The organism is Streptomyces sp. NPDC050732 (assembly GCF_040654255.1).
Taxonomy (GTDB): domain Bacteria; phylum Actinomycetota; class Actinomycetes; order Streptomycetales; family Streptomycetaceae; genus Streptomyces.
Genome location: NZ_JBFAHP010000023.1, coordinates 120,907 through 133,122 on the forward strand (window position 1 = coordinate 120,907; position 12,216 = coordinate 133,122).

The following is a 12,216-nucleotide window of genomic DNA, read 5'->3' on the forward strand; positions in this document are numbered from 1 at the left end:
CATCCGATAGCCTCTGCCGACGTGCCGCCCGGCCGCCGTGGCCAGGGGCGCTCCCCTTACGCATGTGCCCGGCGCGAGCCGCGCCGGTACTCAAGGAGTGAGTTCGTCTGTCGACCGCCATCCTCACCGGTCAGCCGGTCCCCGGGTCGCCGCTCGAAGGCGATCTGCGGTCCCTCGGCTTCGACGTGCGGGTCGCCTCCGACGCGGCGGACGCCGAGGCGCTGCTCGCCGCCGTCCCCGCCGACCAGCGGGTCGCGGTCGTCGACGCGCGCTTCGTCGGACACGTCCACGCGCTGCGCCTCGCCCTCACCGACCCCCGCTTCGCCGCCGCCGCGCTGCCCGGCGCCGTCACGGCCAAGCCGGAGGCGCGCCCCGCACTGACGCGCGCCCTGCGGGCGACCGCGGAAACCGCCGGGGCCGCGAACGGCGTCGTGACGCTCGACGCGCTCCCGGACTCCCTCGCCGCGGCCATGGAGTCCGGCGCCACGGACGTGCACCGCCCCGAGCTCGGCACCCTCGTCGCCACCGTGCCCGCCGACCCGCAGACGCGGAACGAAGCGCGCCAGGCCGTGGCGGCCGTGGACGACGAGGCGGTACGCCTGCGCACCGCGGTCAAGTCGCGCGACGGTTTCTTCACGACGTACTGCATCTCCCCGTACTCGCGCTACATCGCCCGCTGGTGCGCCCGCCGCGGCCTCACCCCGAACCAGGTCACCACCGCCTCGCTGCTCACCGCCCTGATCGCGGCGGGCTGCGCGGCGACCGGCACGCGCGGCGGCTTCGTCGCGGCCGGCCTGCTGCTGCTCTTCTCCTTCGTCCTGGACTGCACCGACGGGCAGCTCGCCCGCTACTCCCTGCAGTACTCGACGCTCGGCGCCTGGCTGGACGCGACGTTCGACCGCGCCAAGGAGTACGCCTACTACGCGGGCCTCGCGCTCGGCGCGGCCAACGCCGGCGGCGGTGGTGACGATGTATGGGCGCTCGCGCTCGGCGCGATGGTCCTGCAGACCTGCCGGCACGTCGTGGACTTCTCCTTCAACGAGGCGAATCACGACGCGAGCGCCAACACCAGCCCCACCGCCGCCCTTTCGGACAAGCTCGACAGCGTCGGCTGGACGGTCTGGGTGCGCCGGATGATAGTCCTGCCCATCGGCGAACGCTGGGCGATGATCGCGGTGCTCACCGCGCTCACCACCCCCCGCATCACCCTGGTCGTCCTGCTCGTCGGCTGCGCCTTCGCCGCCTGCTACACCACCGCGGGACGCGTCCTGCGCTCGCTGACCCGCAAGGCCACCCGCACCGACCGCGCCGCCGGAGCCCTCGCCGACCTCGCCGACAACGGCCCCCTGGCCTCGGCCTTCGCCGCCCTCCGGCCACGCGTGTCCTGGCTGCGCCCCGCCCCGGTGCTCGCCTTCGTCGGCGGCGCAGGGCTCGTCGGCACGGCGCTGGCCAACCCCTACGGCAGCCCCGTGGTCGTGGCCGCCGCCGCGCTGTACATCGCCCTGTCGGGCCTCGCCCTGATCATGCCCCTCAAGGGCCCCCTCGACTGGCTGGTCCCGCCGTTCTTCCGCGCCGCCGAATACAGCACGATCCTGGTACTGGCGGCCAAAGCCGATGTGAACGGAGCCCTTCCCGCGGCTTTCGGGCTGGTGGCCGCCGTCGCCTACCATCACTACGACACGGTGTACCGCATCAAGGGCGGCGCCGGCGCCCCTCCGCGCCGGCTGGTGCGGGCGATCGGCGGCCAGGAAGGCCGGATCCTCGTGGTCGCGCTGGCAGCGGCCCTGCTGCCCGCCACAGATTTTCCCGTCGCGCTCACGGCACTCGCCGTGGCCGTGGCACTCGTGGTGCTCGTCGAGAGCATCCGCTTCTGGGTCGCCGCCGAGAAACAGGGCGCACCCGCCGTACACGATGAAGGAGAACCCGCATGATCGGCCTCGTGCTGGCGGCCGGCGCCGGACGGCGTCTTCGCCCCTACACGGACACCCTGCCCAAGGCTCTGGTGCCCGTCGACGGTGAGACCACCATCCTCGACCTGACGCTCGGCAACTTCGCCGAGATCGGTCTGACCGAGGTCGCGATCATCGTCGGCTACAAGAAGGAGGCCGTCTACGAGCGCAAGGCGGCTCTGGAGGCGAAGTACGGCCTCAAGCTGACCCTGATCGACAACGACAAGGCCGAGGAGTGGAACAACGCCTACTCCCTGTGGTGCGGCCGTGACGCCATCAAGCACGACGTGATCCTCGCCAACGGCGACACCGTGCACCCCGTCTCCGTCGAGAAGACGCTGCTCGCCGCCCGCGGCAACGGCCAGAAGATCATCCTCGCCCTCGACACGGTGAAGCAGCTCGCCGACGAGGAGATGAAGGTCATCGTCGACGACGCCAAGGGCGTGCAGCGCATCACCAAGCTGATGGACCCCTCCGAGGCCACCGGCGAGTACATCGGCGTCACCCTCATCGAGGGCTCCGCCGCCGAGGAGCTCGCCGACGCGCTGAAGACCACCTTCGAGCGCGACCCCGACCTCTACTACGAGGACGGCTACCAGGAGCTCGTCAACCGCGGCTTCAAGGTCGACGTGGCCCCGATCGGCGACGTCAAGTGGGTCGAGATCGACAACCACGACGACCTCGCCAAGGGCCGGGAGATCGCGTGCCAGTACTGACGAGGCTCATCCCCTCGCCGGTCGTCGTCGACATCCGGCCGGGGGCGATCGACGACCTGGCCGGTGTCCTCGCCGACCAGCGGATCTGCTCGTCGACCGGCAAACTCGCCATCGCCATCAGCGGTGGCTCGGGCGCGGTGCTCCGCGAGCGGCTGATGCCCTCGCTGAGCGGCGCGGAGTGGTTCGAGGTCGGTGGCGGCACGCTCGACGACGCCATCAAGCTCGGCGAAGACATCAGGAAGTCGGGCCGTTACGACGCGGTCGTCGGCCTCGGCGGCGGCAAGATCATCGACTGCGCCAAGTTCGCCGCGGCGCGCGTCGGCCTGCCGCTGGTCGCCGTCGCGACGAACCTGTCGCACGACGGCCTCTGCTCGCCGGTCGCGACCCTCGACAACGACGCGGGCCGCGGCTCGTACGGCGTGCCGAACCCCATCGCGGTCGTCATCGACCTCGACATCATCCGCGAGGCCCCGGTCCGCTTCGTCCGCTCCGGCATCGGCGACGCGCTGTCCAACATCTCCGCGATCCGCGACTGGGAGCTCGCCGCCCGTGAGCGCGGCGAGGACATCGACGGCCTCGCGGCCGCGATGGCCCGGCAGGCGGGCGAGGCCGTGCTCCGCCACCCCGGCGGCGTCGGCGACGACGGTTTCCTCCAGGTGCTCGCCGAGGGCCTGGTGCTCACCGGCATCGCGATGTCCATCTCGGGCGACTCCCGCCCCGCGTCGGGCGCCTGCCACGAGATCAACCACGCCTTCGACCTCCTCTACCCCAAGCGCGCCGCCAGCCATGGCGAGCAGTGCGGCCTGGGCGCGGCCTTCGCGATGCACCTGCGCGGTGCCCGCGAGGAGTCCGCGTACATGGCCCAGGTGCTGCGCCGCCACGGCCTGCCCGTGCTGCCGGAGGAGATCGGCTTCACCGTGGAGGAGTTCGTGAAGGTCGTGGAGTTCGCTCCGCAGACCCGCCCGGGCCGCTACACGATCCTGGAACACCTCGACCTGTCCACCGACCAGATCAGGGACGCATACGCCGACTATGCAAAAGCCATCGGTAGCTGAGCTCCGCCCGGTTGTTCACCCCCCGGGGGTGAAGGACCGGCGCAGCGGCGAACACTGGGCCGGCCGGCTCTACATGCGCGAGGTCTCCCTCCGCATCGACCGGCACCTGGTGAACACGCGGGTCACGCCCAACCAGCTGACCTACGTGATGACCGTCGCCGGCGCCCTCGCCGCCCCGGCCCTGCTGGTGCCGGGCGTCACGGGCGCCGTGCTCGGCGTGCTCGCGGTCCAGCTGTATCTGCTGCTCGACTGCGTCGACGGCGAGATCGCCCGCTGGAAGAAGCAGTACTCGATGGCCGGCGTGTACCTGGACCGGGTCGCCGCCTACCTGTGCGACGCCGCGGTCCTGGTCGGCTTCGGCCTGCGCGCCGCCGACCTGTGGGGCTCCGGACGCATCGACTGGCTGTGGGCCTTCCTCGGCACCCTGGCCGCCCTCGGCGCGATCCTGATCAAGGCCGAGACCGACCTCGTCGGTGTCGCCCGTCACCAGACGGGCAAGGAGCCGGTCAAGGAGTCGGCGTCCGAGCCGCGCTCCTCCGGCATGGCGCTGGCCCGCAGGGCCGCCGCCGCGCTGAAGTTCCACCGGCTGATCCTCGGCGTCGAGGCGTCCCTGCTGATCCTGGTCCTCGCGATCGTGGACCAGGCCCGCGGCGACCTCTTCTTCTCGCGCGTCGGCGTCGCGGTCCTCGCGGGCATCGCGATGCTCCAGACCCTGCTCCACCTCGTGTCCATCCTCGTATCGAGCAGGTTGAAGTGAACACCCCGAGCACTCCGGCCACCCCGGCAGAGAAGCTGAAGGTCGGCGCCGTCATCATCACGATGGGCAACCGGCCGCAGGAGCTGCGCGCCCTCCTCGACTCGGTCGCCAAGCAGGACGGCGACCCGGTCGAGGTGGTCGTGGTCGGCAACGGCGCCCCCGTGCCCGAGGTCGCAGCGTCCTCGTCGGTTGTACGCACCGTCGAGCTGCCCGAGAACCTCGGCATCCCCGGCGGCCGCAACGTCGGCATCGAGGCCTTCGGACCCGGCGGCACCGACGTCGACATCCTGCTCTTCCTGGACGACGACGGCCTCCTCGCGAACATGGACACGGCACAGCTGTGCCGCGAGGCCTTCGCCGCCGACCCGGAGCTCGGCATCATCAGCTTCCGCATCGCGGACCCGGAGACGGGGGAGACCCAGCGCCGCCACGTGCCGCGGCTGCGGGCCTCCGACCCGATGCGCTCCTCGCGCGTGACGACCTTCCTCGGCGGCGCCAACGCCGTCCGTACGAAGGTCATCGCCGAGGTCGGCGGGCTGCCCGGCGAGTTCTTCTACGCGCACGAGGAGACCGACCTCGCCTGGCGCGCGCTGAACGCGGGCTGGATGATCGACTACCGCTCCGACATGGTCCTTTTCCACCCGACGACGGCCCCCTCCCGGCACGCGGTCTACCACCGGATGGTGGCCCGCAACCGCGTCTGGCTGGCCCGTCGCAATCTTCCCGCGCTCCTGGTCCCGGTCTACCTCGGCGTCTGGATGCTCCTCACCCTCGCCCGGCGCCCCTCGGGCCCCGCCCTGAAGGCCTGGTTCGGCGGCTTCAAGGAGGGCTGGACCACGCCCTGCGGACCTCGCAGGCCGATGAAGTGGCGTACGGTATGGCGGCTGACGCGACTGGGCCGACCTCCTGTCATCTGACAAGCTCGGGTCTGAGAGCATTCGGGCCATACCCCGGTCCCTGGCCCACGCCTATGCCCGACCGGCTGCGCATCTGAAGACGAAAGTTTCCACTCGTGAGTGAGACAACGCATGACGGCGGAGTCGCGGTGACAGCATCCCCGTCGACACCGCCGCCCGATGACGGGCTCTCCCGCGCCGACCTCGCCGCCAAGTACGGTCTGACCGTCAGCGGCGCCCGGCCCGGACTTTTCGAGTACGTCCGCCAGCTCTGGGGACGGCGCCACTTCATCCTCGCCTTCTCCCAGGCGAAGCTCACCGCCCAGTACAGCCAGGCCAAGCTCGGCCAGCTGTGGCAGGTGGCGACGCCGCTCCTGAACGCGCTCGTCTACTTCCTGATCTTCGGTCTGATCCTGAAGGCGGACCGCGGCTTCGAACGTGAGGTCTACATTCCGTTCCTGGTCACCGGCGTCTTCGTCTTCACCTTCACGCAGTCCTCGGTGATGGCGGGCGTCCGGTCGATCTCCGGCAACCTGGGCCTGGTCCGCGCGCTGCACTTCCCCCGGGCCTCGCTGCCGATCTCGTTCTCGCTGCAGCAGCTCCAGCAGCTGCTGTTCTCGATGATCGTGCTGTTCGTCATCACGATCGGCTTCGGCAGCTACCCCAAGCTCTCGTGGCTGCTGATCCTCCCGGTCCTGATCCTGCAGTTCCTCTTCAACACGGGCCTCGCGATGGTCATGGCGAGGCTGGGCAGCAAGACCCCCGACCTGGCGCAGCTGATGCCGTTCGTGATGCGTACGTGGATGTACGCCTCCGGCGTGATGTTCTCCATCCCGGTCATGCTGAAGGACCATCCCGCCTGGATCGCGGACATCCTGCAGTGGAACCCCGCGGCCATCTACATGGACCTGATGCGTTTCGCGCTGATCGACGGCTACGGCAACGAGTACCTGCCGACGCACGTCTGGGCGGTCGCGGTCGGCTGGGCCGTGGTGGTCGCCGCCGGCGGCTTCGTGTACTTCTGGAAGGCTGAGGAGCGGTACGGCCGTGGCTGACGACACCGGCGTCGACAAGACGCACATCCCCACCGTCATCGCGGACGAGCTGCACATCGTCTACCGCGTGAACGGCGCGAAGACGGGCAAGGGCAGTGCCACCTCGGCGCTGAGCCGCATCCTCAGGCGTGGCGAGGAGCGGGGCGTACGCAAGGTGCACGCCGTGCGCGGCGTCAGCTTCACCTCCTACCGCGGCGAGGCCATCGGCCTGATCGGTTCGAACGGCTCCGGCAAGTCCACCCTGCTCCGTGCCATCGCGGGCCTGCTCCCCGCCGAGAAGGGCAAGGTCTACACCGACGGCCAGCCCTCGCTGCTGGGCGTCAACGCGGCCCTGATGAACGATCTGACGGGCGAGCGCAACGTCATCCTCGGCGGTCTCGCGATGGGCATGACCCGCGAGCAGATCAGGGAGCGCTACCAGGAGATCGTCGACTTCTCCGGCATCAACGAGAAGGGTGACTTCATCACCCTCCCCATGCGCACCTACTCCTCCGGCATGGCGGCCCGCCTGCGGTTCTCCATCGCGGCCGCCAAGGACCACGACGTCCTCATGATCGACGAGGCGCTCGCCACCGGCGACCGCAAGTTCCAGAAGCGCTCCGAGGCCCGCATCCGCGAGCTCCGCAAGGAGGCCGGCACGGTCTTCCTGGTCAGCCACAACAACAAGTCGATCCGCGACACCTGCGACCGCGTGCTGTGGCTGGAGCGCGGCGAGCTGCGCATGGACGGGCCGACCGACGAGGTCATCAAGGAGTACGAGAAGTTCACGGGCAAGTAGTCCGATCGAGCCACCGGGCGTGCACCCGTTCGGCAGCAGTGCCCCGCCGGGGAGGAATCCGGCGGGGCACTGTCGTGACATGGTGTCCCCGGGGCCCCTCGCGTCCCTCAACTCACCGGTGGCGAAGGTGGTTTGGCGCCAATCGGTGTGGTGTTGTGATGCGCCGAACACCCCGACGATGCGTGCGGGGTTGTACAACGTAAGCTGTACCGGTGCTGATTCGCGGCAAGTGGGGCGATATCGCGCGGCGCCCCGGCTCGGAGCACGGTCCACCTCGGAGAGTGCTGGGCGGCGTGTCCGAAATAGGATGTATTGGGTCGGCAGTGTAGAACGGGAGATGTGACGGCAATGGCTACGGATGATCTCCGGCTCCGCGATGCATCCGCCGTCCTCGACAAGGCCGCGGACGAGAACTTCCCGGTGGCGCCCTTCTTCCTGCCCCGGGCCTGGCGCGACGACCTCATGGCCGTCTACGGCGTCGTCCGCCTCATCGACGACATCGGCGACGGCGACCTGGCTCCCGAGGCCGCCCACGCCCGCCACCTGGGTCTTCGCGACGGCGACGCCGACGACCCGGTGCGACTCCTGGACGCCGTCGGGGCGGACCTGGACAAGGTCTTCGGCGGCGGTGAGCCCGGCCACCCGCTGGTGCGCGCGCTGCGGCCGGCCGCCGAGCGCGGCACCCTGACGGCCGCCCCCTTCCTCGCCCTGATCGAGGCGAACCGCCAGGACCAGTCCGTCACGCGCTACGAGACGTACGACGACCTCGTGGCGTACTGCGCGCTCTCCGCGAACCCGATCGGCCGGCTCGTCCTGGCCATCACCGGCACGGAGACCCCCGAGCGCATCCGGTACTCGGACGCGATCTGCACCGGGCTGCAGATCGTCGAGCACATCCAGGACGTCGCCGAAGACCTGCGGCGCGGCCGCATCTACCTGCCCGTCGAGGACATGAAGCGGTTCCACGTGAGCGAGTCAGACCTGGCCCGGCCGACGGCGGGCGCGTCGGTGCGCGCGCTGGTCGCGTTCGAAGCGGAACGCGCCCGCGGCCTGCTGAATGAAGGCACCCCCCTGGTGGGTAGCGTCCACGGCAGGCTGAAGCTGCTGCTGGCCGGATTCGTGGGAGGGGGCAGGGCGGCGGTCCGGGCGATCGTCGACGCCGGGTACGACGTCCTTCCCGGTCCGCCCAGACCCACCAAGCCCCGCGTGTTCCGCGAGGCGGGGGCAGTGCTGCGAGGAGAGGGGTGAGCCGGGACGTGGAGTCGGATCCGCGCGTGTCCGCGCCGGTGCTCGCCGCGTACAGCTACTGCGAGACGGTGACCGGTCAGCAGGCGCGCAACTTCGCGTACGGCATCCGGCTGCTGCCGGCGCCCAAGCGCCGGGCCATGTCGGCGCTGTACGCGCTCTCGCGGCGGGTCGACGACATCGGGGACGGCGCGCTCGCCCCGGACGTCAAGGCGGACCGGCTTGAGGACACCAGGGCGCTGGTCGCCCGGATCCGCGCGGGAGGCGTGCAGGAGGACGACACCGACCCGGTCGCGGTCGCCCTCGCGCACGCCGCCGAGCACTTCCCCATCCCGATGGACGGCCTCGACGAGCTGATCGACGGCGTCCTCATGGACGTACGCGGCGCGACGTACGAGACGTGGGAGGACCTGAAGGTCTACTGCCGCTGTGTGGCCGGGGCGATCGGGCGGCTCTCGCTCGGCGTGTTCGGCACGGAGCGGGGGGCGCTCCATGCCGAGCGCGCGCCGGAGTATGCCGACACGCTCGGCCTCGCGCTCCAACTGACCAACATTCTCCGGGACGTTCGCGAGGACGCGCAGGACGGCCGGACGTATCTGCCCGCCGACGACCTCGCCAAGTTCGGCTGCTCCGCCGGGTTCTCGGGCGCCGAGCCGCCCGCAGGATCCGACTTCGCGGGCCTCGTCCACTTCGAGGTGCGCCGCGCGCGTGCCCTGTTCGCCGAGGGCTATCGCCTGCTGCCGATGCTTGACCGGCGCAGCGGTGCCTGTGTGGCGGCGATGGCCGGCATCTACCGCCGGCTCCTCGACCGCATAGAGCGGGAGCCCGAAGCGGTCCTGCGCGGCCGCGTCTCGCTGCCGGGCCGCGAGAAGGCGTACGTCGCCGTGCGCGGACTGTCCGGCCTCGACGCGCGGAACGTGTCACGACAGACCGTCCGGAGGCGTGTGTGATGCGCAGCCGGAGTGATCGTGGGACAGCTGGGACAGCGTTCGCAAAGCGGCGGGCAACCCTCCGCTCCATGGTCGCGTCCCAGACTGCAACGGCCGAAGGGGTGGGTGCATGAAGAGGGAAGACATGCAGCCAGAGGGGCTGATCGAGAACGCCGGAGGCCGTCCCGCAGGGGCGGCCGCAGTGGTGGTCGGCGGCGGCCTCGCCGGCATCACCGCCGCGCTCGCGCTCGCCGACGCGGGACTGCGCGTGACGCTGCTCGAAGGGCGGCCGCGCCTCGGCGGCCTCGCCTTCTCCTTCCGGCGCGGCGCGCTGACCGTCGACAACGGCCAGCACGTCTACCTGCGCTGCTGCACCGCCTACCGCTGGTTCCTCGACCGCGTCAAAGGCGCGCACCTCGCCCCCCTGCAGGAACGTCTCGACGTGCCCGTCCTCGACGCCGACCGCAACCGGCTCGGCCGGCTGCGGCGCACCGCGCTGCCCGTGCCCCTGCACCTGGCGGCGAGCCTCGCCACGTACCCCCATCTGTCGGTCGCCGAGCGCGCCAAGGTGGGGCGCGCGGCGCTCGCCCTCAAGGGGCTGGACCCGGCCGATCCCGCGCTCGACGGCCAGGACTTCGGCAGCTGGCTGGCCAGGCACGGCCAGTCGGCGCGCGCCATCGAGGCGCTCTGGGACCTGGTGGGCGTCGCGACGCTCAACGCCGTCGCGGGCGACGCCTCCCTCGGGCTCGCCGCGATGGTCTTCAAGACCGGGCTGCTCTCGGAACCGGGCGCCGCCGACATCGGCTGGGCCCGAGCACCCCTCGGCGACCTGCACGACACGCTGGCCCGCAAGGCGCTCGACGCCGCGGGCGTCCGCACCGAACTGAAGGCGCGCGTCACCTCCATCTCCCGTACGGACAACGGCGGTTGGCGCGTGGAAGTGCCCGGCGAGACCCTGGAGGCCGACTCCGTGGTGCTCGCCGTGCCGCAGCACGAGACGCACGACCTCCTCCCGGACGGCGCGCTCGACCAGCCCGACCGGCTGCTCGACATCGACACCGCGCCGATCCTCAACCTCCATGTCGTCTACGACCGCAAGGTGCTGAAGCGGCCGTTCTTCGCCGCCATCGGCTCGCCCGTCCAGTGGGTCTTCGACCGGACCGAGGCCTCCGGCCTCACCGAGGGCCAGTACCTGGCGGTTTCCCAGTCGGCCGCCCAGGACGAGATCGACGCGCCCGTCGCCGCGCTGCGCGAGCGCTATCTCCCCGAGCTGGAGCGGCTGCTGCCCGCGGCACACGGCGCCGAGGTGCGGGACTTCTTCGTCACCCGCGAGCGGACGGCGACGTTCGCACCCACCCCCGGCGTCGGCAGGCTCCGCCCCGGTGCCCGCACCAAGGCCCGCGGCCTCTACCTCGCGGGCGCGTGGACCGCGACCGGCTGGCCCGCGACCATGGAGGGCGCCGTCCGCAGCGGCATCAGCGCGGCCGAAGCGGCACTCTCCACCCTCGACCGCCCCCGTGATCATCTCTTCGCGTTCGAGGAGGCGGTGGCGTGAAGCTCGACCTGCTGGGGTCAGGTCCCCAGAGAAACAGCACCGGAACAAGAGGAGAAACTGTGCCGACTGTGCCCTCGGCCGAGAAAACGGCTGCCGACACGGTGGACGTGACCTCACTGCTCGAACAAGGAAGGACGCTGGCCACCCCGGTGCTGCGGGCCGCGGTGGACCGCCTCGCGCCGCCCATGGACACCGTCGCCGCCTACCACTTCGGCTGGATCGACGCCGAGGGCAACCCGTCCGACGGCGACGGCGGCAAGGCCGTGCGCCCCGCGCTCGCCCTGCTCTCCGCGGAGGCCGCGGGCGCGGCCCCCGAGATCGGCGTCCCCGGCGCGGTCGCCGTCGAGCTCGTGCACAACTTCTCGCTGCTGCACGACGACCTGATGGACGGCGACGAGCAGCGCAGGCACCGCGACACGGTGTGGAAGGTGCACGGTCCCGCACAGGCCATCCTCGTCGGCGACGCCCTCTTCGCCCTCGGCAACGAGATCCTCCTGGAGCTCGGCACCGTCGAGGCGGGCCGCGCCACCCGTCGCCTCATCACCGCCACGCGCGCCCTGATCGACGGCCAGGCACAGGACATCAGCTACGAGCACCGCGACCGGGTCACCGTCGAGGAGTGCCTGGAGATGGAGGGCAAGAAGACCGGCGCCCTGCTCGCCTGCGCGGTCTCCATCGGTGCCGTCCTCGGCGGCGCGGACGACCACACCGCCGACACGCTGGAGAAGTACGGCTACCACCTCGGCCTCGCCTTCCAGGCCGTGGACGACCTGCTCGGCATCTGGGGCGACCCGGAGGCCACCGGAAAGCAGACGTGGAGCGATCTGCGGCAGCGCAAGAAGTCGCTGCCCGTGGTCGCCGCGCTCGCCGCGGGCGGCCCGGCCTCCGAGCGGCTCGGCGAGCTGCTCACCGCCGACTCCAAGAGCAGCGACTTCGAGAACTTCTCCGAGGACGAGTTCGCCGCGCGCGCCGCCCTGATCGAAGAGGCGGGCGGCCGCGAGTGGACCGCCAAGGAGGCCCGCCGCCAGCACGCCATCGCCATCGAGGCACTGGACCACGTCCGGATGCCGGACCGGGTGCGGGCGCAGCTCGTCGCGCTCGCCGACTTCGTCGTCGTACGAGAGAGATGATCACTATCGCGCGGATATCCGAGTTGCCCGGGGGGTGACCCCCGGGCTCCGAGGCAGTCGCCGGCCGGCGCCCCCCCCCCCCCCGCCGCGGCCCCCCCCCACACGTAGCCACCCCACCACCCCTAGGGGGGCCCCGGAAAACCCCGACCCG

General features: G+C 71.2%; 11 protein-coding genes. All 11 read left to right on the top strand.

Annotated features, from left to right (window positions below; genetic code table 11):
• Positions 1–107 precede the first annotated feature (107 nt).
• Complete coding sequence (locus AB0H82_RS21975; RefSeq protein WP_362995188.1) at positions 108–1,931, top strand: DUF5941 domain-containing protein; 1,824 nt, start codon at positions 108–110, stop codon at positions 1,929–1,931.
• Complete coding sequence (locus AB0H82_RS21980; RefSeq protein WP_362995153.1) at positions 1,928–2,665, top strand: phosphocholine cytidylyltransferase family protein; 738 nt, start codon at positions 1,928–1,930, stop codon at positions 2,663–2,665. Before AB0H82_RS21975 ends, AB0H82_RS21980 begins: the two co-directional genes overlap by 4 nt.
• Positions 2,653–3,720, top strand: a complete 1,068-nt coding sequence (locus AB0H82_RS21985; protein WP_362995155.1) for an iron-containing alcohol dehydrogenase family protein — start codon at positions 2,653–2,655, stop codon at positions 3,718–3,720. Before AB0H82_RS21980 ends, AB0H82_RS21985 begins: the two co-directional genes overlap by 13 nt.
• On the top strand, positions 3,698–4,477 hold the full coding sequence (locus tag AB0H82_RS21990) for a CDP-alcohol phosphatidyltransferase family protein (protein ID WP_362995157.1): 780 nt from the start codon (positions 3,698–3,700) through the stop codon (positions 4,475–4,477). Before AB0H82_RS21985 ends, AB0H82_RS21990 begins: the two co-directional genes overlap by 23 nt.
• A gap of 35 nt (positions 4,478–4,512) precedes the next feature.
• Positions 4,513–5,394 carry a glycosyltransferase gene (locus AB0H82_RS21995; protein WP_362995190.1) on the top strand — a complete coding sequence of 294 codons (882 nt, stop codon included), beginning with the start codon at positions 4,513–4,515 and terminating at the stop codon, positions 5,392–5,394.
• A 95-nt stretch (positions 5,395–5,489) separates the two neighbouring features.
• Positions 5,490–6,428, top strand: a complete 939-nt coding sequence (locus AB0H82_RS22000; RefSeq protein ID WP_362995159.1) for an ABC transporter permease — start codon at positions 5,490–5,492, stop codon at positions 6,426–6,428.
• The gene (locus AB0H82_RS22005; RefSeq protein ID WP_362995160.1) at positions 6,421–7,206 is read left to right on the top strand and encodes an ABC transporter ATP-binding protein; all 786 of its coding nucleotides are present in this window, start codon (positions 6,421–6,423) and stop codon (positions 7,204–7,206) included. Before AB0H82_RS22000 ends, AB0H82_RS22005 begins: the two co-directional genes overlap by 8 nt.
• A gap of 348 nt (positions 7,207–7,554) precedes the next feature.
• Entirely contained in the window at positions 7,555–8,454 is a 900-nt protein-coding gene (gene hpnC / locus AB0H82_RS22010) for a squalene synthase HpnC (protein WP_362995162.1), read from the top strand.
• A complete protein-coding gene (gene hpnD / locus AB0H82_RS22015; RefSeq protein WP_362995164.1) occupies positions 8,451–9,401 on the top strand; it encodes a presqualene diphosphate synthase HpnD in 951 nt (316 codons plus the stop codon). The genes hpnC and hpnD overlap by 4 nt, the downstream gene beginning before the upstream one ends.
• 124 nt (positions 9,402–9,525) lie before the next feature.
• On the top strand, positions 9,526–10,935 hold the full coding sequence (gene hpnE, locus AB0H82_RS22020; protein WP_362995192.1) for a hydroxysqualene dehydroxylase HpnE: 1,410 nt from the start codon (positions 9,526–9,528) through the stop codon (positions 10,933–10,935).
• A complete protein-coding gene (locus tag AB0H82_RS22025) occupies positions 10,932–12,065 on the top strand; it encodes a polyprenyl synthetase family protein (RefSeq protein ID WP_362995166.1) in 1,134 nt (377 codons plus the stop codon). Before hpnE ends, AB0H82_RS22025 begins: the two co-directional genes overlap by 4 nt.
• Positions 12,066–12,216 lie beyond the last annotated feature (151 nt).

Coding starts and splice junctions, on each gene's coding strand:
- AB0H82_RS21980 (WP_362995153.1), top strand. CDS start 1,928: ATGATCGGCCTCGTGCTGGCGGCCGGCGCCGGACGGCGTCTTCGCCCC.
- hpnC (WP_362995162.1), top strand. CDS start 7,555: ATGGCTACGGATGATCTCCGGCTCCGCGATGCATCCGCCGTCCTCGAC.
- hpnE (WP_362995192.1), top strand. CDS start 9,526: ATGCAGCCAGAGGGGCTGATCGAGAACGCCGGAGGCCGTCCCGCAGGG.
- AB0H82_RS21990 (WP_362995157.1), top strand. CDS start 3,698: ATGCAAAAGCCATCGGTAGCTGAGCTCCGCCCGGTTGTTCACCCCCCG.